Genomic DNA, 22,129 nt, shown 5'->3' on the forward strand with positions numbered 1-22,129 from the left:
ATTCACCGCATAACTGGAGACACCCCATCATGTCCCGCTTCGTCCACGTCGCCGCAGCCCAGCTCGGCCCCATCCAGCGCAGCGATTCGCGCCGCGACGTCGTCGCCCGCTTGCTGGGCCACCTGCACCACGCCCACGAGATGGGCTGCCACCTCGTGGTGTTCCCCGAGCTGGCGCTGACCACGTTCTTCCCGCGCTGGTACATGGAAGACCCCGAGGAGCTCAACGCCTTCTACGAGCGCGAGATGCCCGGCCCCGAGACCCGCATCCTGTTCGAGACCGCCGCGCGGCTCGGCATCGGCTTCTACCTCGGCTACGCGGAACTGGCGGTCGAGGGCGGCGTCGAGCGCCGCTACAACACTGCCATCCTCGTCGGCCGCGACGGCAGGATCGCCGGGAAGTACCGCAAGGTGCATCTGCCCGGCCACGACCAGCATGAGCCGTGGCGCGCCTTCCAGCACCTCGAGAAGCGCTACTTCGAGCCGGGCGACGACTTCGGCGTCTGGCAGGCGTTTGGCGGCGTGATGGGCATGGCGCTGTGCAACGACCGCCGCTGGTCGGAAACTTATCGCGTGATGGGCCTGCAGGGCGCCGAAATGATCCTGCTCGGCTACAACACGCCCGTGCACAACCCGCCCGCGCCGGAACACGACGACCTGTCGATGTTCCACAACCACCTGGTGATGCAGGCCGGCGCCTACCAGAATGGCACGTGGGTGGTCGGCGTGGCAAAGGCCGGCAAGGAGGAAGGCTGCGAGATGATCGGTGGCACCTGCATCATCGCGCCGTCCGGCGAGATCGTCGCGGCCTGCTCGACCAAGGGCGACGAGCTGGCCATCGCGCGCTGCGACCTTGACCTGTGCCAGTCGTACAAGACCACGACGTTCAACTTCGACCGGCACCGCCGCCCCGAGGCCTACGGCCGCATCACCAGCCAGCGGGGCGCCACGCCGCCGCAAGCCGTGGCCGCGTAGCCGGCACCCTTCCCCGCCCCCTTCGCGAATAAAAAAATAACGTGATGCAGGCGCTTCCGGGCGCCCGCAGGGGGCGTTGTTGTCTCGCCAAATCCAAAGGAGGAACATAGTGAGCGATTCCCTGCACTCCGCGCAGACGCTGCGCACCCCGGCCACAACCCCGAACACCGGGACCACGGACACGATGGCAGCGCACGATCACGCGCTGTACCGCAAGGTGGCCTGGAGACTGCTGCCTTTCCTGATGGCCTGCTACGTGGCTGCCTTCCTCGATCGCGTCAACGTCGGCTTCGCCAAGCTCCAGATGCTGGACCAGTTGAAGTTCAGCGACACGGTGTACGGTCTTGGCGCCGGCATCTTCTTCATCGGCTACTTCCTGTTCGAGGTCCCCAGCAATGTTCTGATGCACCGCATCGGCGCGAAGAAGACGCTGGCGCGCATCATGATCTTGTGGGCCTGCATCTCGGCCTGCATGGCGCTGACGAAAACGCCGACGCAGTTCTACGTGCTGCGCTTCCTGCTCGGCGCCGCCGAGGCCGGCTTCTATCCCGGCATCATCCTGTACCTCACCTACTGGTTCCCGTCGCACCGCCGCGGGGCGGTCATCGCGGTATTCATGACCGCGGTGCCGATGGCCGGCATCCTCGGCGGGCCGCTGTCCGGCTGGATCATGGAGAGCATGCACAACCACTACGGCTTTGCCGGCTGGCAATGGATGTTCCTGCTCGAGGCGATTCCATCGATCGTGCTGGGGCTTGCCGTGGTGTGGTATCTCGACGACCGCATCGCCGACGCGCAGTGGCTGAGCGCAGCCGAGAAGCACCGCCTTGCGCACAACATCGCGGCAGAAAAGGCGGCCAAGGTCGAACACGTGTCGCTGCTGAAGCTGTTCCGGGACCGCCGCGTGATCCACATGGCGCTGATCTGCTACTGCACGGTCTCCAGCCTGTCGGGCCTGGCGTTCTGGATTCCGTCGGTGATCCGCTCGACAGGCGTGGTCTCGCTGCTGGACGTGGGACTGCTGACGGCGATCCCGAACGCGTTCGCGGTGGTGTCGATGATCCTGGTGTGCCGCCACTCGGACCGGACGCGCGAGCGGCGCTGGCACATGGTGGTGCCTTTCCTCGTCGGCGGCGCCGGGCTGGCGCTCAGCACGCTGTTCAGCCACAACCCCACGCTCGCGGTGGCGATGCTGTCGGTGGCTGCGGCGGGCTGCATGGTCTGCTCGCCGCTGTTCTGGAGCCTGCCGACCGCATTCCTCGAAGGCCGCAGCGCGGCGGCCGGCATCGCGGCGATCAATGCCTTCGCCGGCCTCGCCGCCTTCGCCAGCCCCTACGCGATCGGCTGGATCAAGGACCTGACCGGCTCGACCGACTGGGGTATGTACTTCCTCGCCTCCTTCACCGTGATCGGCGCACTGCTGGTGCTCCGTGTGCCGGCCACGCTGGTCAACCGCTGACAACAAGAGAAATCCGACATGATCGATCAAGCATGCAATATCAGTGACGTCGCCACGCTGGCGCGCGAGATGGTGCGCATTCCCAGCCTCTCGGGCCAGGAGGGCGACCTCGCCGCGCTGCTGATGCGCCGCATGTCCGAAGCCGGCTTCACGTCGGTGACGATGGATCGCAACGGCAGCGTGCTCGGGCTGATCGGCCCCGAGGATGCAGACGTGGCGCTGCTGTTCGACGGCCATATGGACGTCGTGCCGGTCACCGGTCAGTGGCGCTTCGACCCGTTCGGCGGCACGATCCACGACGGTCGACTGCACGGGCGCGGCAGCACCGACATGAAGGGCGGCATCGCCGCGGCGATCTGCGGCGTCGCGGCGGCAGCGCGGACACGGCCGCTGCGCAAGCGCATCGCGGTTTCCGCCAGCGTGCTGGAGGAAGTCATCGAAGGGCACGCGCTGGCGTCGGTGCTGGGCCGGTGCGATCCCGCGGCGGTGGTCATCTGCGAACCGTCGAAACTGCAGGTCAAGACGGGACAAAAGGGCCGGCTCGAGATCGGGCTGACTTTCCACGGCAAACCGGCGCATGCCGCGACGCCCCACCTCGGTGTCAATCCGCTGATCGCCGCCGCGCGCGCGCTAACCGCGCTGGAAGGACTGCAACTGCCGACCGACCCGGTGCTTGGCGCTGCGCTGCTGGTGCCGACGGACATCGTCTCGTCGCCTTATCCATCGATCTCGATGATCCCGACCTCCACCACCATTCGCTTCGACCGCCGTACCCTCGACGGCGAGACGCGCGAGGACGTTCTCGGTCAGATCGACGCCTGCCTGCGTGCCGCCGGTCTGCACAACTTCTCGCTGGCGGTGTCAGCCGACGAAGTGCGAACCTTTACCGGCGAATCGGCGCGACCGACCCGCTGGCTACCGGCATGGCAGCAGCCGGACAGCGCCCCGCTCGTGCAAGCCGCCGTGCGTGCGATCGCGCAGGCGGGCCGCTCACCACAGGTCGGGAGCTGGGCGTTTTGCACAAACGGCTCCGAGTCCGCCGGACGCCGCCGTATTCCGACCATCGGCCTGGGGCCGGGGTGCGAGGAGGATGCGCACACCATCGATGAATCGATCGCACTGGAACAACTGGAGGGGGCGCGGGAGATCTATCGCAACCTGGTGTTGGAATTGGCCTGACGGGACGACGCCGGCCAGGTACATCGACTGGCCGGTCAGTCCGCCGCCTGGTCGCAGGCCCGCTGGAGCCGGACTATACCGGACTCGGCGTCTGGCGCAGCGTGCATGCGCGACTGAAAGACCTCACCGCGAAGATCATGATGATGGGTACCGGCAAGCGGCTCGGCATCATGCCGATCAGCGACGACCAACTGTACCTGTTCGGCACGCTGCCCGAGCCCGCCGGGCAATGGTATGAGCGCGACGATTGGCCGGCGATGATGCAAGCCCGCTTTGCGGAGTTCGGCGGCCCGGCGCGCCAGTTCCTGGACGCGCTCTCGGCTGACGCCAAAGTGCTCTACACCGCCGTGGAAGAGGTCGCCGCCCCACTGCCCTGGCACCGTGGCCGTGTGATCATGATCGGTGACGCCGCGCACGCCTCCACACCTTTCACGGGACAAGGCGGCGCGATGGCGCTCGAAGACGCGGTGCTGCTGGCGGAAATGCTGTCGCGCGACGTCGGCGTGGAGGCCACGCTGCGAGCCTTCGGTGAGGCACGCTATCCCCTGTGCAAGTTCGTGCAGGACACCTCGCGCAAAGTCGGCGAGACCGGGGCGCAGGAAGACGCGGCCAGCCTGAGGGCGCGCAACGAGACGATGCGATGCAACGCACAGCGGCAGGTGAACGACTTCTACGCGCGGATGGATGCGCTACGCCTGCAATTGCCCGCGGCGGAGTCCTGCTGACATGCGGGGTTAAAGGCGCGGGCGCCTACGCGCGCCTCCCTGCGCGCAGACACGAACCTCTCGCAGCCCTCGCGATAATGGTCGATGAACTCGATCACCCTTTCGAGGTGGCGCCTGTCTCCCGGACGCATACCTGCTCACCAGTCGTTAGCGGAGCGCGTTAAGTCGCCTACTGAGCCCTGGGCGAATGACAACGAAGGGTTGAAGCGGCCGGCCGCTACCTGCCGGCCACCGTCCCTTGCCGGCCAAATGGATCCCTCCCGGAGATGGCCCCACTCGACAGCGGCGACTTGGGATCCGGGCAGTGAAGAGATAGCAGACGCTCTCTACCAGGAGTGAGCAGCGGTGGGAAGGCTCACTCCCGCCGGCGGGTGACTGAGAGAATCCGCCAGCCATGGTCACTGGACCACGTAGCGTCCCGGCCGGTGGTTGGTTGCCAGCACGAAGTTGAGGACAACGGCACCGAGAATTGAGAGGGCGACGCGCGGCCATGGAACGGTCAGCAGTGCCGCTGCGACGATCGCCGCATCCACCGCCATCTGAATATGGCCAGCACGCCAGTTGAGCCGTTCCTGAAGCACGAGCGCAAGGATGCCCACACCACCGAGGCTTGCCCTGTGCCGGAACAGGATCAGGAATCCGTTGCCCAGTAGTGCGCCTCCCAGTGTCGCGGCAAGCGTCGGATCGAGCGTGGCGAAGCTGAGCCAGCGCGGCAGCAAGTCGGCTTCGACGGAAAGCAGCAGCACGGCCACAAACGTCCGGAAGGTGAACGTCCTGCCCATGTATTTCCACGCAAGCCAGTAGAAAGGCAAGTTGAGGATGATGAACGCCAGGCTGAATGGCACGCCGCCGAGGTAATGGGCAAGGAATGCCAGACCAGCCGTACCGCCGGACAGCAAACCTGCCTGCTTGAACATGGTTACCGCCAGTGCGACAAGCAGCGTGCCTATCAGCAGTGCCTGCAAGTTCTCGATGGGAGTGTGTCGGGCGATTGCAGGCTTCATGGCGGGGGGCGAAGGCAGCTTCGAGAGCTGCCCATCAGGATGAGTCGGACGCGCGTCGGGCTACGACTGGCAAAGTGTAGCGGCGCTGGACGAGGCCTCGCATGATCCTGGTCAAGTGTCAGCCGCCAAGCTACAGGTTCGTCCAGCACCGACTGCGTCGTCCGGCCGATCGTCGCCGGACTGTCTCGAAGCAAACTGCCGCGAACCATGCTGCATAAAGCACTTTAATGAGCCCTCCTCGATCCGATTCCAATGCGTGCGACGCGACCCTAGCGCCCGTCCTCGACTGGTCGACAGGCATTGGCTGCCACTGAGCTTTTCCTTATGTCGGCAACTACTTGCGGCGCCGGAGGCACCTCGCGTACCTCACTGTAGACATCGACCATCATGACCGGGCATGTCGGACACGCAACCTCCATATGTTCAAAAATTTCGAACATCTCCTTGATTATGGCTCCCCCTTGCCGACGGCATCCAACCTATCATCCTTCCCACCAAGAGGAATTACAGATTCACACGGTTTGATGATCTTCCTCTAACCAACCCTGGAGCCCCTACAAATGAACTCGACCATCACCCGTCTTTACCCCGCCGGCCGTGCCCTGCTTGGCGTGCTGTTCCTGCTCTCCGGCATCTTCAAGATTGTCGGCTTCGCCGGGGTTGCCGCCTGGATGGCCAGCGCCGGTCTGCCACTCGCAAGCGTCCTGCTCGTCATGACCATCGCGGTCGAGGTCGGCGGCGGTCTGACCCTGATCACCGGCTGGAACGCACGCTGGGGCGCCCTGGTGCTGGCGCTGTTCCTGGTGCCCGTCAGCCTGGTCTTCCATGGCTTCTGGAGTGCCGACGTCGCGAACTACCAGAACCAGTTCAATCACTTCTTCAAGAACATTGCCATCCTCGGTGGCATGCTGGTTGTATTTTCGATGGAATCTGCACGCGCGCAGGTCAAGGCGCAATAAGCGGTCGGCGGGAGTTGGCTCATCGGAGCCGACTCCCTGTCGTCACGACGATGGACTGTCTGCATACAACTAACGCGAATGGTGCACTGATGTAACCGTAAGCTTCTGAAATGATCGGTAGCTACGTTGCTTTGCCTTCGGCTCACGCGGTCCTACTCCCTGCAGACGCGGGCGTTCGAACTCTGCTTTCGGTTGGGCTTGCTCGCAAACCCGAAGCGCTCCGGCCGCGGCGGCAACCCGGCTGCTGACCGGCAATTCGGCCGGCCAGCTTTGTCCCGATCCGTCAAGCCGGTGGCATCTGGGATCAAGCGCAACATGGAAAAGCCGCTCACAATAAGTCCCACGATGTATCGACTCAAGGAGGAATCGTGGATCTCAAATTGGCCGGCAAGCGCGCCATCGTCACCGGTGGCAGCCGCGGTATTGGCAAGGCAATCGCGCGCCACCTCGCCCAGGAGGGGGTAGATCTCGTTCTCGCCGCACGGGGGCAGGCAGCACTGGAGGCGACAGCGGCCGAACTCGCGGCCCAGACGGGACGCCGCGTCGTGGCACTGACAGTCGACACCGCCAGCCAGGCGTCCGTCGACGCCATGGTGGAACAGGCCATCGGTGCCTTGGGGGGCATCGATATCCTGATCAACGCGGCGGCACTGCCTGGCGGCATTTCACCAGCGACGGCGCTGGAACAGATCGTCGATGCGGAGGCGCTGGAAGACATCAACATCAAGGTCATTGGCTACCTGCGCACGGCACGCGCGCTTGCGCCGCACCTGATCGCCAATGGCTGGGGCCGGATCATCAACATCGGTGGCCTGGCCATCTATCGCACCGGCCGGCCCGTGGCGACCCTGCGCAACGTGGGCGTCGCGGCTATCACCAAGAGCATGGCCGACGAACTGGGCCCGAAGGGCATCAACGTCACCGCCGTCCATCCGGGCGCCACCCGCACGGAGCAGACGGACCCCGCCACCGAGGCGCGCGTCGCAACGTGGAACACCCTTGGCCGCATCGTCGATGCCGGCGAGGTGGCAAACGTCGTGACATTCCTCGCCTCACCGCTGAGCGTTGCCATCAACGGCGCTGCCATCCCGGTAGGTGGCGGGCTGCCGGGCGAGATTCACTATTGAGAGCGACGCTGACTGCTACCCTTCTGCTCTCCTGTCACGCCGCCGCCAGGCCGACACGCTGAAGCCGAAGCGAGCGCAGAACCATCTGGAAAAGGCGCTCAACGAAGAAAAGCCGAGCAGGACTGCCACGTCCGATAAGGGCCGTTCGCCTTGCCTGACATAGCGTGAAACCAGTTCGAGCCTGACTTCGTCGACGATAGACTGGTAGTTCTGCCCGTGGCGCGCGAGGTGGCGATGCACCGTCTTCCGGTCGATGCCGAGTTGCTCGGCCACGCGCTCCGCCCCGCACTCTCCAGACGGGAGCAGGGCATACACCAGTTTCCTCACTTTGTCGGGCATGGTGTCGTCTGATCGCGCCAGCTTGGCGTCGAGGAATTCGCGCGCATGACGGGCCAGCGCCGGGTCATAGGCCGGGCCTGGCACGTCGAGGTCGGTGGCTGACAGCACGATGCCATTGAAATCCTGCCGGAAGCGGACGGGCACGCCAAACAGGCGCCGGTGGGTGGCCAGGCTTGACGGTGCCTCGTGGGTGAACATGACGCTGCGCGGCTTCCATGCCGGCCCGAACAGCAGGCGTAGCAAGCGGAACCACAGGCAGACAACAAGTTCCGTCGATTGCCGCGTGGACCCTCGCACGCTCACCAGGAACTCAAGCCGGATGAGCGCAGTCTCGCCCACTTCCTCGATCCGCAGGTCCAGCGCCTCGTTCAGCAGGCGGATATAACGCGCCATCGCTTCAAGCGCCGTGCGCAGCGTCGCCTCCTCGCGCATCACGATGGACAGTGGCCCCAGGCTGGCAAGCGGCCGTGCTTCCGCCACGCGCAGGCCAAAGTCCTCCAGCCCGGCCAGCCGGGCCGACTCCTCCAGCAACTGCATCACCGACTTCGTCGGGACGCGGATATCCGGGTCGACCAGGACCGTGGGACTGATGCCGGCCTGCCGGAGCTGTCGGTAGGGATCCAGGCCTGCCTTCAGGGCCACATCGACGAAGTTCGTCAGGCTTGCGTGTTGCAGTAGCGTCGACATAGGAATTACCCGGAGTGCCCCAAAAGGTAAAGTTCCTGCCCCAGAATGTCAACTAGCCGGACACACCTTCTCCAATACTGGCCCGCATGCCGTGACGCATGACCCATGCAGCGCGCAACGGAAACCCGAAACGGAGAAAGAGATGCCCCACGCAATTCGCATGCACGAGACCGGTGGACCGGAAGTCCTTCGCTGGGAAACGGTTGAAGTCGGCGACCCCCGCCCGGGCGAGGTGAGACTGCGCCATGAAGCGGTCGGACTCAACTTCGCCGACACCTATTTCCGCTCGGGCCTTTATCCCATGCCGCTTCCGTCCGGCATGGGCGTGGAAGCCGCCGGCATCGTGGAGGCCGTCGGGAAGGGCGTCATGAACGTCACGGTTGGAGACCGCGTCACGTACACCGGCTTCCTCAACACCATCGGCGCCTACAGCACCGAGCGCCTCGTGCCGGCCGCGCCGCTGATCCGGCTGCCGGACGGCATCTCCTGCGAGACCGCGGCGGCCATGACGATGCGGGGCCTGACGTCGTCCTACCTGATGCGCCGGATCTACAATTTCAAGCCGGGCGACACCATCCTCTTGCACGCGGCGGCGGGCGGCGTGGGCCTGATCGTCTCCCAGTGGGCCAGGCTGCTCGGCCTGACGGTGATCGGCACCGTGTCGAGCGAGGCGAAGGCCGAGATCGCGCGCACGCACGGCTGCGACCATGTCATCAACTACAGCCACGAGGACGTGGCCAGGCGCGTGCGCGCGCTTACCGACGGCGTGGGGGTCAACGTCGTGTTCGACAGCGTGGGCAAGGACACCTTCGATGCCTCGCTGGACTCGGTCAAGCGGCGCGGCCTGATGGTGTGTCTCGGCACTGCATCCGGTCCGTTCCCGCTCTTCAACCCGCAGATCCTGGCAACCAAGGGCTCGCCCTACCTCACCCGTCCCGCCCTGGCCGACTACATCGTCGACCATGCCGAGCGCGACGCGCTCGCGGGCGAGCTGTTCGGCCACGTCGCCGCAGGCCGGATCCGGATCGAGATCAACCAGCGCTACGCACTCCAGGACGCCGCGCAGGCGCACCGCGACCTGGAGGCGCGCAAGACCACCGGTTCGTCGATCTTTACCGTGTAACGGGGGCCCCCATGCGCGTCGAGCCACTCACCTGCGCCATCGGCGCCGAACTGACCGGCATCAGCCTGGCCGATGCCATCCACGATGACGGGATGTTCGCCGCCATCCGCGAGGCGTTGTTCAGGCACCGCGTGCTGTTCCTGCGCGACCAGAACATCACGGCCGCCGGGCACGTGGCGTTTGCCCGCCGCTTCGGCGAGTTGGAGGACCATCCGGTTGCAGGCAGCGATCCCGAGCACCCCGGGCTTGTCCGGATCTACAAGAACCCCGACCAGCCCAGTCCGCGCTACGAGAATGCCTGGCACACAGATGCCACCTGGCGCGAAGCGCCGCCGCTTGCCAGCATCCTGCGCTGCCGGGAGTGTCCGCCGGTGGGCGGAGACACGATGTGGGCCAACATGGTGCTCGCCTACGAGAACCTGCCTGCCCACGTCAAGGAACAGATCTCGGACCTGCGGGCACGCCACAGCATCGAGGCCAGCTTCGGCGCAGGCATGCCGATCGAGAAACGCCTGGCACTGAAGACCCAGTATCCCGACGCCGAGCATCCGGTCGTGCGGACCCATCCCGAAACCGGCGAGAAGGTGCTCTTCGTCAACGGCTTTACCACGCACTTCACCAACTTCCATACGCCCCAGCGCGTGCGCTTCGGGCAGGACCTCAACCAGGGCGGGGCCGAGCTGCTGCGCTACCTGATCAGCCAGGCCTATATCCCGGAGCACCAGGTGCGCTGGCGCTGGACCAAGGACAGCGTGGCGATCTGGGACAACCGCTCGACCCAGCACTACGCCGTCATGGACTATCCGCCGTGCCATCGCCGGATGGACCGCGCAACCGTCATCGGCGACCGCCCGTATTGAGCGGGCCCGACACCGTAGCAGCCCAAGGAGTTACCAACCGTGAGCCATACCGATCCCATCCTGCTCAAACACAAGGTAGCCGTCATCACCGGCGCCGGCCGCGGCATTGGCCGTGCCATCGCACTGGCCTATGCGCGCGCAGGAGCCACCGTGGTTTGCAGCGCACGTGGCGAGGCAGAGATCGCCCTGACGGCGAGCAAGATCCGCGAAGCAGGCGGCCGTGCCATTGCCCAGAGCGCCGACGTTGGCGATTACGAGGCAGTGGCCGCCCTGTTCCGGCGCGCCAGCGACGAATTCGGCGGGGTCGACATCGTCGTCGCCAACGCCGGCGTCGCGACGGAGTTGCGACCGATCGCCGACAGCGATCCGGCACTCTGGCGCAAAACCATCGATATCAACCTGACGGGCGCCTACCACACCGCCCACGCGGCCATCCCCCACCTGCGCCGGCGCCGCGCCGGCAAGATCATCATGATCGGATCCGGCCAGCGCAACCGCCCCGCTCCGGGCTTCTCAGCCTACTCGTGCTCCAAAAGCGGCCTGTGGATGCTCACCCAGTCCCTCGCTGTCGAATTGCAGGAGCTCAACATCAGCGTCAACGAACTGATCCCCGGGCCGGTCAGGACGGAGCTCACGCGCGACGCCACGATGCCGCCCGGCGAGTGGGTCAAGGAGCCGGAGGACGTCGTTCCCCTCGCCCTGTTCCTGGCCAGCATGCCCGATGTCGGCCCCAGCGCGCAGAGCTACAGCCTCATGCGCCGCGCCTGAGGCCCGCGACACAGTGCACAGCGCCCATCCCACACATTCCATTTCCAACGAGGAGACACAGCAATGCAGCAACTACCTCTCGCGTCCGCGCACGCGGCCGGCACGGCGGACCACAGCAAGCTGGCCGGCCGGGTCGCCCTGGTCACCGGTGCCGGGCGCGGCCTCGGCGGTGCCATCGCCCGGCACCTCGGCACCGCCGGCGCGAAAGTCGTCATCTGTGACGTCGACATGCCCGCGCTGGAAGACACTCGCGCCGCCGTCGAGGCAACCGGTGCGGAGTGCCTGGCACTGCGCTGCGACATCTCCTCGAGCAGCGAAGTGGCGGACATGTTCGCCCGCATCGTCGAGCGCTTCGGCACCCTGCACGTGCTAGTGAACAATGCCGCGCGCGCGCCGACCACGGCCGCCGATGAAGTCCGGCGCAACAAGCACTATGCCTATATCACCACGCCGGTGCCGCGACAGTCCCTGGGCTTCACCAGCAACCTGACCGACGAGGAGTGGCTGCGCTACTGGGACGTGAACGTGCACGGGATGTTCTACTGCACCCGCCAGGCCCTGCGCCTGATGGAAGCACAGCGATATGGCCGGGTCATCAACCTGGCTTCCATCGCCGGGTACTCGACCATGAGTGCGCACAGCCCACACTACTGCGCCACCAAGGGCGCAGTCATCGCCTTTACGAAGTCCGTCGCGGCGGAAGTGGCGGGCGCCAACATCCTCGTCAACGCGCTGGCGCCGGGGGGCGTGGCGACGCCGTTCTTCGAGCAATACCTCGACAGCATCGGCGAGGAGGCAAAGCGCCGCTTCTGGCAGGTGATCCCCGCCGGCCGCTTCGGCACGATGGACGAATACGCGTCGATCGCGACGTTCCTGGCGGGAGATCACTACTTCGTCGGGCAGGTCATCAGCCCTAACGGCGGGGCGGTGATCTGAACCGGCACCGCGCGGCCGCAGTTTCATGGAGAGCTTTATGAACCGTCTGGTGCGCAGTGCAACCCTTTCCGGTTACCAGGAGGTGGCGCGCTCGGCGGGGCTCGACCCGCTGCCGCTCCTGGCCGAAGCCGGCATCCCCCGCAGCACGCTGGACTTCGCCGACAGCCTTATCTCCGCGAGTGCCGCCTGCCGTCTCCTTGAGAAGTCGGCAGCCGCTTCTGGCGCCGAGGACTTCGGCCTGCGCATGTGCGAGAGCCGCGAGATTTCGATCCTCGGACCGCTCGGCATGGTCGTGCGGGACTCCCCCACGCTGCGTGAGGCGCTGGCCGCCATGGTCCGCTACCTCGCGCTGCACAGCGAGGCGGCGCTCCTCGACTTCGAGGAGAACGAGAGCATCTTCGTGCTCCGCATGTACCTGTTGTTCGACGACATCGGGCCGACGCGGCAGGCCGACGAGATGGTGCTCGGCGCGCTGTACCGGGTGCTGCAGGAACTGCTCGGCCCGGCCTGGCGCGCGCGGCAGATCTGCCTGTCGCACAGTGCCCCCAGGCAGATGGCGACCCATCTGCGCATCTTCGGCAGCGCGGTGACCTTTGGCCACGACTTCAACGGGATCGTGTGCGATCGCAGGGACCTGGATGCCGTTCCGCCCGCCGCGCACCCGACCCTGGCCAGGTATGCGCGGGATTACCTGGACTCGCTGCTGGCGCGAACCAACCAGTCGCTCGCCGAAAAAGTCCGGCGGATGGTGTTCTCGCTGCTCAGGACCGGGAATTGCAGCATCGAACGGGTGGCCGTCCAGCTAGGCATCGACCGCCGCACCATCCATCGCAGGCTGCTGCTCGAAGGCATCACCTTCAGCGCCATCCTCGACGAGGTCCGCGCCGCGCTGGCCTTGCAATATCTCGGGCAGAGGGAGCGGCCGATCAGCTACGTCGCCGAACTGCTTGGCTTCTCCATGCACAGCGCGTTCACCCGCTGGTTTCGCGACCGCTTTGGCTGCAGCCCGAGCGTGTGGCGCGCGCAGGCAGGACCGACGCCAGCCCTGCCGCAGCAGGAACACCACGGCATCCGGGATCGCCTGCCAGGATGAGCCGTGGGCCTGCCGGCAGGATCAGGCAGCACCAGACATGCGGTCCAGCGCATCGAGGATGCGCGCGAATCGTCTTTGCACGCCCGCGCGCATGCGATTGGGCGTGAAGACATAGAACTCCCCGCGCACGATCGCCTCCAGCACCTGGTGCGCAACCGCCGCGGGCGGCTCTCCCGCGGCGATGCCCGCCTTCAACTGGTCGCTCGCATGGCGCGAGCGCTCGGCGATCGACGTCCTGACCGGCCCCGGGCAGAGGACGGAAACGCCGATGGCGGAGCCGGCGAGTTCCTGCTCGAGCGCCTCGGACAGCGCGACCACGCATGACTTCGTCGCCGCATAGGCGCCCATACGGATATCGCCGTTCACCCAGAAGCCGGCGCCTGAGGCCGTGTTGACGACATGGGCGGGCTCGCCGTGACTGCGCAGCAGTGGGACGAAATGGCGGATGCCGTGGATCACGCCGAACACGTTGACGCCAAAGACTCGCTGCCAGTCTTTCCCCGACAGTGACGCCAGCCCGCCGCTCATGTCGATGCCGGCATTGTTGAAGACGAGATGGATCCTGCCCAGGGCAGTCCCGAAGGCCGATGCCGCAGCACGGACGTCCGCCTCACACGATACGTCGAGAACGCGCGTGCAGATGCGCCTGCCTGTCACGGCCAGCCGCTCACGGGCCGCCTTCAGCCCGTGCGCGTCGACATCCGCGAGAGCGAGGTCAGCGCCGCGCTCCGCCAGTGCTTCGGCGAGCGCCAGGCCGATGCCCGACGCGGCGCCAGTGATGATGGCCGCCTTGCCGCGGAAATCCGTGATGCCCGTGCGGGCGAGTGCGACTTGCGCGTCGCCGGGCGCGCGCGGTTCGCCGTGTCGGGGGGCTGTCGGTTGGGGCATCATGGGCGAGTCGATGTTGTCTGCGGGAATCATGCCAAGGTCGGATCGGGAGACAGCCGGACGAGTTGCTTGCCGACGTTTCTTCCGCTGAACAGCCGGTTCAGGGCGGCCGGCGCCTGCCCGATGCCATCGACAATATCGACCCTGTACCGGAGCTCCCCGGCACGAATCCATTGCGCCAGGGCATCGACCGCCTCCGGGAACCGCGCACGGTAGTCGGAGACCAGGAAACCCTCGACCCGCGCCCGCTTCATGATGATGTTGCGGAACATCTTCGGGCTCCACCAGTCGCCTTGCGCGTTGTACGTGGAGATCATGCCGCATAGGGCGATGCGCGCGCCCACGTTCATCAGCGTCAGCACCGCGTCCATGGTGTCGCCGCCAACGTTCTCGAAGTCGACGTCGATGCCGTCCGGGCATGCCGCCCGCAGGTCGGCGAGCACGTTGCCCGCCTTGTAGTCGACGCAGGCATCGAGGCCGAATTCCTCCCTGACGAGGCGACACTTGTCGGCCCCGCCGGCGACGCCCACCACACGGCACCCCGCGATCCGGGCAATCTGTGCGGCGATCGAGCCGACGCCGCCCGCGGCCGCCGAGACGACGACGGTGTCGCCGGCCTTCGGACGGGCGACGTCGAGCATGCCGAAGTAGGCGGTCATGCCGGCGTTGCCCAGCACGCTCGCGAACGCGGACAGCGGCAGGTCGTACTCCAGCGAGATGCGCCGCGCGGTCCTGCTCACCGAGTACTCTTCCCAGGCCATGCCGCCCTCGACGACGTCTCCCGCCTTGAAGTCCGGATGGTTGGACTCGACGACAACGCCCATCGTGCCGCCGCGCATGACCTCGCCGATCGCCACCGGCGGCATGTACTGGTCGATATGGCTCATCCAGACCCGGTTGGTCGGCGCCACCATCAAGTAGATGTTGCGCACCAGGATCTCGCCGTCGCCGGGCACCGGTAGCGGCGTCTCGACGAGTTCCAGGTCTCCCTCGCTGAGGTCGCCGACCGGGCGGTGCCTGAGTACCCAACGTCGATTCATCGTTTTCATCAAATTCCTCCAGGCCGGGACTGGCGTCCCGGCAATGACAAGATTGTGGCGAATTAGTCCTGCACCGCCCCATAGACGACGTTGCGCAGGAATGCCCGATACCAGGCGCGCGTGGCGATGTCGTTTTCCTGGAGCATCAGGACCGCGATCAGCTCCTCCCGGGGATCGGCCCAGAAGTAGGTCCCGAGCGCTCCGCCCCAGAAAAAATCGCCGTTCGAACCTGGCACGGGGCACAGGCCTGCGGCGTGCCGCACGCCGACGCCGAGCCCATAGCCCTGCCCCAACTCGGGCAATGGCGCGTTGATGCCCAGCCCCTGGGTCGAGCCGCCGTGGCCGACGCCCGCCGGCAGGTGGTCACAGAGCATCAGCTCGACGCTCTTGCGCGAGAGCAAGCGCACGCCGTCGAGCATGCCGCCGTTCAGCAGCATCTGGCAAAAGCGCGCGTAGTCCCCGGCTGTCGACAACAGGCCGGCGCCGCCGGAATGCCAACGGGGCGGATTGCGCTCGTCATAGTCAAATAAGGCAGCGGGCGCGCCGCCACGCTGCCGCAATGGCAGCGCAAGGCCCGCTCCCGCCTGTGCGGCCAGCCGGAAGCCGGTCGCGTGCATGCGCAGCGGACCGGTCACGCGATCGGCGATGAAGCGCTCGAGGTCCATGCCGGACACGATCTCGATGACGCGCCCCAGCACATCGGTGGACATGCCGTACTCGAATGCGGTCCCTGGCTGGCATTGCAGCGGCAGGGTTGCCAGCGTTGCCACCATCCCGGCATTGGTCTGGCCGGGATGCATGAGATCGCTGTCGCGATACCGCCGCTGCACCAACGAATCGCCGAACTGCCCGTAGGTAAGGCCTGACGTGTGTCGGAACAGGTCATGCACGGTGATCGAGCGGGACAGCGGCTCCAGCATCAGGCTCCGTTGCCCTGTACGCGTGTCGACGTGCTCGACGCCAACCTCCAGGCCGCCAAATTCCGGGATATACCGCTCGACCGGATCGCACAGCGCCAGCCGGCCCTCTTCCACCAGCGTCAGCGCCGCCACGCTGACGACCGGGCGCGTCATCGCCGCGATCCGGAAGACCGAATGGCGCTGCATCATGCGCGCCGGATCGTCCCGCTCCTCGAAGCCAGCCGCCTCGTACCAGGCGACTCGCCCTTTCCTCGCCACAAGCACGACCGCGCCGGGGATCATTCCCTGGTCAATATCGCGATGGAGCACCGAAGCGATCGCCTGCAGCCGGCACGAAGAAAGCCCGACATCTTCCGGCGAGTGGGCCGGCTCCAGCGGCCAGGATGAAGAACGCAAGACAGGCTCCTTGATTCGTCGATGCACGCTGCCCTGCGGTGGGGCGGCTCACATCGTTAGGGATGTGTGGCGATTCTAGAAAGCGCTTAGGGTTGACCGGTTGATGCCCGGGGTCATCGCCTTGACCATTCGGGACAGCGGAAAAAGCCGGCGCTACGCGGATGGGATGGCGCTGCGGCACGCCATCAGCGACGGACGCAGCAAAGCGCAGAGCGCTAACGGTCGGTCCGGACCGGGTCCGGGCCGTTGCTCGCATCAGGGCAGGATGTGGTAAGTCTTGACGATGCCGGCATTGCGCTCGTACTCGGTCCGCAATCCCTGGCCAAGCTGCGCGGGAGTCTGGGCAGGCATCTGCTCGAAGCCGAGGGAGGCGACCCGGTCCCGCACCTTGGGCGTCGACGCCGCCTTGTCGACTGCTGCCTGGATTTTCTGCACCAGTTCTGCCGGGACGTGGGAGGAGACGAAAACACCGGCCCAGTTGCTGAAGTCCAGGTCCGAATAGCCCAGTTCGGTGAAGGTCGGCACCTGGGGCAGCAGGGGCGACCGCTCCTTCGATGCGATCGCGAATGCCTGCAACTTGCCGGCCCGGATCATCGGCAAGGAGGACACCATGCCGTCGTACATGACGGCGATCTGCCCGCCCATCACCTGGGCCAGCGCCGGCGGGGAGCCGGCGAACGGCACGTGCTGCAGGTCCATGCCAGACTTCTGGTTCATGATGACACCGGCATAGTGGGCGACCGTGCCTGCGCTGTAGGTGGCGAAGCTCAGCTTGCCCGGGTTGTCCTTCACGTAGCGGATCAGGCCCTGCAGGTCCCTGGGCGGCAGGCTGGTCGAACCGACCAGCACCAGGCGCGCCTTGCCGACCGCCGCGACAGGCTTCACGTCCTGCATGGGATCGAACGAGACCTTCATCACATGCGGGATCTCGGTCAGCACGTTGGTGGTCGCAACCAGGATGGTCTGCCCGTCAGCCGGCGCCGATAGCAGGGTATTGATGGCAATGCCGCCTCCGGCACCGGGCTTGTTGTCGACCACCACGGCCTGGCCAAGGTCTGTCGTCAGTTGATCGGACAGCACACGGGCCAGCACATCCATGGACCCGCCGGCGGGCGCCGGTACGAGGATCCTGACTGGCTTGGTGGTCCATGCCATCGCAGCGGGCATGGCCAGGGCCGTGACGGCGGCGACGGCGACCATGCGGATCCGGGAGAAGGCGCGGCAATGTTGCATGAGTAACTCCGTAGTCGATACAGTGTGTAGAACGTCCTTGGCCCCGGTAATGTGCGGCAAGTTCCAATACATGGACGGGATCGGGAACAGGGCGGCGTCGTAGCTGTGCTCGTGTCCGAGCCCGACCGCGGATACGCCTTCCCCGGCCAGGCCTACACGTCAAGCCACGACGCGCAGCGGCAGGTTCCTCTGCCCCGTCGCCCGGTTGGGCGCCATGCCATTGGCGGCCAACGTCTCGTCGGCGCTGTCGTACCAGGTGCCGATACGGTAGATCTCGCGGGCTTCCTTGCCCGAGGCGATCGCGCGGCCCAGTTCCTTGGCCACGCGCACGCACTGCTCGATCTGCTGCACGGAGGTCATGCGGTTGCCGTGCTGGTCGATGATGGTGTCCTCGATGCCGCAGCGCGGGTGCAGGCCCATCGACATCGCCATCATGTTGAACGGCAGCACGTTCTTCAGCAGCGATTCCGCGGTCAGCGTGCAACCGTCCGGCGCGCGGTGGACGAAGTTGAAGAAGTTGAACGGGTTGGGGCCGTCGAAGCCGCCGCCGATGCCGATCCAGGTCAGGTTCAGCGGGCCCTTGTAGATGCCGCCGCGCACCATGCGGTCCAGCGTCTCCATGGCGTGGATGCCGGTGAGCTGGAAGTGGGGCTGGATGCCCGAAGCCTGCAGGCGGCGCAGGTGCTCCTCCACCCAGCCCGGGCCAGCCGGCACAGTCATCTCGCGGTAAGCCGCCTGGTAGGCCGGAAGTTCGAGCGATGTACCCTTCAGGTATTCCGGGTACAGCAGCTCCATGATGTTCATCTGCGTGGTGTTGATCGCCACGGTGACTTGGTCCGGCTTCGGATCCAGCTCAGCCAGCATGTGGCGGGTGTCGTCCGACAGCCACTGGGCTGCCTGGCCTTCGTCTTCCGGCGCGAAGGAGATCGAGCCGCCCACCTGGATGATCATGTCGGGCACCGCGGCGCGCACGCCCGCGATCAGCTCGTTGAACTTGGACAGGCGCTTGGAGCCCTTTCCATCCAGTTCGCGCACGTGCAGGTGCAGCACGGTGGCGCCGGCGTTGTAGCAATCGACGGCCTTTTGGACCTGCTCTTCCATCGTCACCGGAATGTCTTCCGGGAAATCCTCCGGCATCCATTCGGGGCCGTACGGGGCCACGGTGATGACCACCTTGTCCTGGTTTTCGGGGTGCAGGGAATCGTCGAGAAATTGCATATATGTTCCAGATGTCGGTTTAACTGCTGCAGACCGGTGACGCGGCTTTTGCACTACCAAGGAAATCGAGTTCCACTGCAAAAATAGCCGTCAATGGCGCCAGGAGATTTGACAAGCCGGGACGTTCGCTTGACATTTCGGGGCGGCAAGGGAAAACACGAAGGCGGCTGCGGACGCGGCGCCTTGCAATGGGCCTTTAGCACGGCTCGTGGTACACGGGGCGAGGATGGCAGGCGGGACAAAGGAGGTCGGTCCAGTAGCGCCGCGGCGTCGCCCTGACGGCCGGAAGTGGCGGGATCCCCAGCATCTGAATCCATACCGAACGATCCCAGGGGAGCGTCAAATACCGCGATTTTCGCCGCTGGCGATATTGCTGTGGAATTGCATGTACGTCTCGCTCACCGCATCACGCAGCGGCGTGCGCGGGTGGCGGCCGATCAGGCCTTCCTGCGCAGTAGTGTCATATTCAGCGCGAAGGAGGGGCGGAGGTCCGCCGCAGGTCAGCGATCGCCGCGGATCACTGCTACGCGCGACGACTCAGAGTCACTCATTAGCAGGCGCAGGCGGCGCACGTCGGAGCTCGCGTCGAAGGCGACTATGGGCACCGAGAAGACAGTGAGCAACCGTTGGCCTAAGTCCTATTTCGGTCGGAAGGCTTGGCCGATGACCGTTCATCAGACTTGCTCCGAGAAACCCCGCCCTTCAGGGCCTTCAGGGCGGGGAGTGAAAGGAGCGCCGCCGACAGGCGGCATTCCCAAGTTAGAATGGCCGGCATGCTTCTCGTCTATCGCTACCGGGTGAAGTCGCTGAACGGCCTGCTCAATCAGCAGAGCCGCGTAGTGAACTACGTCTGGAACTTCTGCAATGATACGCAGAAGCACGCGCTCAAATGGGGCAAAAAATGGCCTACGGGCTTCGATCTGAACGTGCTGACGACCGGCAGCAGCAAGGAGCTCGGCATCCATTCGGGTACCGTCAATGCGGTTTGCGAGCAGTACGCCAAGTCGCGTAGCCAGCATCGCCGGGCCTATTTGCGCTATCGCGGCCGCAGATCCCTCGGCTGGGTGCCGCTCAAGGGCCGGGATCTCAAGCGCTCGGGCGACGCATTCCGCTTTGCCGGCAGCACATTTCGCGTGTTCAACTCGAGGCCCCTTCCCGAGGGCAAGATCAAGGACGGCACGAATTTCTCGCGCGACGCCCGGGGCAATTGGTTCCTGAACATCGTGATTGAAGTTGCCGACACTCAGGCCCGCTGCCCGGAACGCGGCGTCGGCATCGATCTGGGCTTGAAGGACCTTGCCACACTCTCCACCGGCGAGAAGATCGGGAATCCGCGCCACCTTGGCCAACTTGAGCAAGCCCTTGCCAAAGCGCAGCGTGCGCGCAAGAAACGACAGGCCACCAACGTCCACGCGCGCATCACCAATGCGCGGCGTGACTTCCTGCACAAGCTCTCGCATCGCATCGTGCGGGACTTCGACTACATCGCGGTGGGTAATGTGAATGCCGCCAGCCTCGCCAGAACCAGCATGGCGAAGTCCGTCCTCGATGCAGGCTGGTCGTCCTTCCGCACAATGCTCGCGTACAAGGCGATTGCGCATGGCGCGTGGTACGAGGAAGTCGACGAACGTTTCACCACCCAGGTCTGCTCTTCGTGTGACACGATGCCGCCGGAGAGGCCGAAAGGTATCGCAGACCTTGGAATAAGGCAGTGGGTATGCAGTCGATGCGGTGCTGTACATGATCGCGATGTGAACGCTGCGCTAAATATCCTTGCCCGATCGGGACATCGATCGCCTGCAGAGGGAATCTCCTCCCTTTTTAGGGAGGAGAGGATGTCAAGGCCGGTAAGTGATCGTGGCAGGTAGCCGGCTGGCTACTACAGGTAGAGGTCGTTTCTGGGCACTTGAGCTTGCGCGATCGTCCTTACGCTGGGTAATCAGATCTGGGCGCACCAACTACCGACCCTCTATCGATGAAGGGCGCAATGCTTCTCGCACGGGGCCGCTGCTTTTCTACATGCGGCAAGCGCAAATGGCAGCTTCCGGCTGTCGTTGGGGAGCGGCTTCCGCCTGGGCGGCCATGGACGGTCCACGTATCCATCGCTGGTCCGCGGGCGTACTTACATTCTCAGCCCCGCCCGAAATATGGCGAAAAAGTCTCTAATGTAGGGATATCTACATCGTTGAAATGCGAGCTATGGCCCTCTAACATGCGCTCATGACTGCGTTCACCGATTCCTGGGCTTTGCTGATCGTCACGCTACCAACCTCCGGCGCCACCGCCCGGATGCGGATCTGGCGCGCGATCAAGACAATTGGTTGCGCCGCACTGCGTGACGGCGCCTACCTTTTGCCCGCAGGTGATGAGCAAATCGCCCAGTTGCGCGAGCTGGCCGACGAGGCCCGCCAGGAAGACGGCCAGGCCTGGCTTTTGAATGTCCGCGCCGCCAATCCGGAGGAAGAGACCGCTTTCCGGGCGTTGTTCGACCGCAGCGCTGACTATGCCGAACTTCAGGCTGCCCTGTCAGATGCGCGCAAGTCGCTTTCCGATCAAAGCAGCGCCGAACTCAATCGCCTGCTGCGCCGTCACGGACGTGCCTACGCAGCGATCCGCACGATCGACTTCTTCCCCAATGAGGTGTCGACCCGTGCCGAAGCCCAATGGAATGACTTCAGCCGCGCCATCGAGACCATCCAGTCTCCGGGCGAACCGCAGGCGCTCACGCGAGCAATCGCTCGTAGGGATCCTGCCCAGTATCAAGGGCGGCTTTGGGCCACGCGCCGCCACCTCTGGGTGGATCGCGTGGCAAGCGCCTGGCTGATCCAGCGCTTCATCGATCCCCACGCCCGGTTCCTGTGGCTGGGAAGCCCCGCCGATTGCCCTGACGATGCGCTGGGCTTCGATTTCGACGACGCGACCTTCACGCATGTGGGCGAGCGCGTTTCATTTGAAGTGCTGCTGTCGAGCTTCGGCCTCGAGTCCGACCGCGGGCTTAGCCGGCTCGGCACCATGGTCCATGCGCTGGACATTGGCGGCATTTCGGTACCGGAAGCCAGCGGCTTTGAAGCCATGCTGGCCGGCGCACGAGCGCGCCTGGCGGACGACGACGCGCTGCTGGCGGAAATCGGCACGGTGCTGGATTCGCTTTACGCACACTTCTCCACCAACAAAAAGCCCTGACTTCAACCTTCGTCCAAG

20 protein-coding genes are annotated in these 22,129 nt (G+C 65.4%); 13 read left to right on the top strand and 7 right to left on the bottom strand.

The features are described 5' to 3' along the window. The first annotated feature begins 29 nt into the window (after positions 1-29). The 4 genes from AC10V3_RS40150 to AC10V3_RS40165 all read left to right on the top strand — a co-directional run bounded on the left by AC10V3_RS40150 (position 30) and on the right by AC10V3_RS40165 (position 4,337). Positions 30-974 (top strand): N-carbamoyl-D-amino-acid hydrolase, encoded by a 945-nt coding sequence (locus AC10V3_RS40150; protein ID WP_022540022.1) that lies wholly within the window; start codon positions 30-32, stop codon positions 972-974. A 184-nt stretch (positions 975-1,158) separates the two neighbouring features. Beyond that, positions 1,159-2,433: an MFS transporter gene (locus tag AC10V3_RS40155; protein WP_051370076.1), complete on the top strand. Its 1,275-nt coding sequence runs from the start codon at positions 1,159-1,161 to the stop codon at positions 2,431-2,433. 18 nt (positions 2,434-2,451) lie between these two features. Next, entirely contained in the window at positions 2,452-3,612 is a 1,161-nt protein-coding gene (locus AC10V3_RS40160) for a YgeY family selenium metabolism-linked hydrolase (protein WP_022540020.1), read from the top strand. Between the two features lie 137 nt (positions 3,613-3,749). Then, a complete protein-coding gene (locus AC10V3_RS40165) occupies positions 3,750-4,337 on the top strand; it encodes an FAD-dependent monooxygenase (protein ID WP_349607088.1) in 588 nt (195 codons plus the stop codon). Positions 4,338-4,735: 398 nt separating this feature from the next. On the opposite strand, the gene AC10V3_RS40170 is transcribed toward AC10V3_RS40165, so the two are convergent. Next, the gene (locus tag AC10V3_RS40170) at positions 4,736-5,341 is read right to left on the bottom strand and encodes a YitT family protein (RefSeq protein ID WP_022540018.1); all 606 of its coding nucleotides are present in this window, start codon (positions 5,339-5,341) and stop codon (positions 4,736-4,738) included. A 560-nt stretch (positions 5,342-5,901) separates the two neighbouring features. Here AC10V3_RS40170 and AC10V3_RS40175 point away from each other — a divergent pair. Both AC10V3_RS40175 and AC10V3_RS40180 read left to right on the top strand, forming a co-directional pair. Next, a complete protein-coding gene (locus AC10V3_RS40175) occupies positions 5,902-6,300 on the top strand; it encodes a DoxX family protein (RefSeq protein ID WP_022540017.1) in 399 nt (132 codons plus the stop codon). A gap of 368 nt (positions 6,301-6,668) precedes the next feature. Further along, entirely contained in the window at positions 6,669-7,427 is a 759-nt protein-coding gene (locus AC10V3_RS40180) for an SDR family NAD(P)-dependent oxidoreductase (protein WP_022540016.1), read from the top strand. A 15-nt stretch (positions 7,428-7,442) separates the two neighbouring features. On the opposite strand, the gene AC10V3_RS40185 is transcribed toward AC10V3_RS40180, so the two are convergent. After that, positions 7,443-8,453 carry an AraC family transcriptional regulator gene (locus AC10V3_RS40185; RefSeq protein WP_022540015.1) on the bottom strand — a complete coding sequence of 337 codons (1,011 nt, stop codon included), beginning with the start codon at positions 8,451-8,453 and terminating at the stop codon, positions 7,443-7,445. A 142-nt stretch (positions 8,454-8,595) separates the two neighbouring features. On the opposite strand from AC10V3_RS40185, the gene AC10V3_RS40190 reads away from it, so the two are divergent. The 5 genes from AC10V3_RS40190 (at position 8,596) to AC10V3_RS40210 (ending at position 13,233) form a co-directional block, all read left to right on the top strand. Beyond that, positions 8,596-9,576, top strand: a complete 981-nt coding sequence (locus AC10V3_RS40190; protein ID WP_022540014.1) for a quinone oxidoreductase family protein — start codon at positions 8,596-8,598, stop codon at positions 9,574-9,576. Positions 9,577-9,587: 11 nt separating this feature from the next. Continuing rightward, positions 9,588-10,436: a TauD/TfdA dioxygenase family protein gene (locus tag AC10V3_RS40195; RefSeq protein WP_022540013.1), complete on the top strand. Its 849-nt coding sequence runs from the start codon at positions 9,588-9,590 to the stop codon at positions 10,434-10,436. A 39-nt stretch (positions 10,437-10,475) separates the two neighbouring features. Then, positions 10,476-11,204: an SDR family NAD(P)-dependent oxidoreductase gene (locus AC10V3_RS40200; protein ID WP_022540012.1), complete on the top strand. Its 729-nt coding sequence runs from the start codon at positions 10,476-10,478 to the stop codon at positions 11,202-11,204. A 63-nt stretch (positions 11,205-11,267) separates the two neighbouring features. Then, a complete protein-coding gene (locus tag AC10V3_RS40205) occupies positions 11,268-12,140 on the top strand; it encodes an SDR family NAD(P)-dependent oxidoreductase (RefSeq protein ID WP_022540011.1) in 873 nt (290 codons plus the stop codon). Between the two features lie 37 nt (positions 12,141-12,177). Continuing rightward, a complete protein-coding gene (locus AC10V3_RS40210; protein ID WP_022540010.1) occupies positions 12,178-13,233 on the top strand; it encodes an AraC family transcriptional regulator in 1,056 nt (351 codons plus the stop codon). Positions 13,234-13,254: 21 nt separating this feature from the next. On the opposite strand, the gene AC10V3_RS40215 is transcribed toward AC10V3_RS40210, so the two are convergent. The 5 genes from AC10V3_RS40215 to AC10V3_RS40235 form a co-directional block, all read right to left on the bottom strand. After that, positions 13,255-14,154: an SDR family NAD(P)-dependent oxidoreductase gene (locus AC10V3_RS40215; protein ID WP_349607084.1), complete on the bottom strand. Its 900-nt coding sequence runs from the start codon at positions 14,152-14,154 to the stop codon at positions 13,255-13,257. Next, the gene (locus tag AC10V3_RS40220) at positions 14,151-15,170 is read right to left on the bottom strand and encodes an NADP-dependent oxidoreductase (RefSeq protein ID WP_022540008.1); all 1,020 of its coding nucleotides are present in this window, start codon (positions 15,168-15,170) and stop codon (positions 14,151-14,153) included. The genes AC10V3_RS40215 and AC10V3_RS40220 overlap by 4 nt, the downstream gene beginning before the upstream one ends. Positions 15,171-15,223: 53 nt before the next feature. Next, positions 15,224-16,363 (bottom strand): serine hydrolase domain-containing protein, encoded by a 1,140-nt coding sequence (locus tag AC10V3_RS40225; protein ID WP_490924396.1) that lies wholly within the window; start codon positions 16,361-16,363, stop codon positions 15,224-15,226. A 369-nt stretch (positions 16,364-16,732) separates the two neighbouring features. Further along, entirely contained in the window at positions 16,733-17,710 is a 978-nt protein-coding gene (locus AC10V3_RS40230) for a tripartite tricarboxylate transporter substrate binding protein (protein WP_022540006.1), read from the bottom strand. Between the two features lie 159 nt (positions 17,711-17,869). Next, on the bottom strand, positions 17,870-18,928 hold the full coding sequence (locus AC10V3_RS40235) for a beta-keto acid cleavage family enzyme (protein WP_022540004.1): 1,059 nt from the start codon (positions 18,926-18,928) through the stop codon (positions 17,870-17,872). A gap of 773 nt (positions 18,929-19,701) precedes the next feature. Between AC10V3_RS40235 and AC10V3_RS40240 the strand changes: the two genes are divergently transcribed. Both AC10V3_RS40240 and AC10V3_RS40245 read left to right on the top strand, forming a co-directional pair. After that, positions 19,702-20,796, top strand: coding sequence for an RNA-guided endonuclease InsQ/TnpB family protein (locus AC10V3_RS40240; protein WP_051370073.1), 1,095 nt, complete (start codon positions 19,702-19,704; stop codon positions 20,794-20,796). Positions 20,797-21,148: 352 nt separating this feature from the next. Further along, positions 21,149-22,111 carry a chromate resistance protein ChrB domain-containing protein gene (locus tag AC10V3_RS40245; RefSeq protein ID WP_022540002.1) on the top strand — a complete coding sequence of 321 codons (963 nt, stop codon included), beginning with the start codon at positions 21,149-21,151 and terminating at the stop codon, positions 22,109-22,111. The last annotated feature ends 18 nt before the right edge of the window (positions 22,112-22,129 follow it).

Source organism: Cupriavidus sp. PB-02, assembly GCF_058252315.1.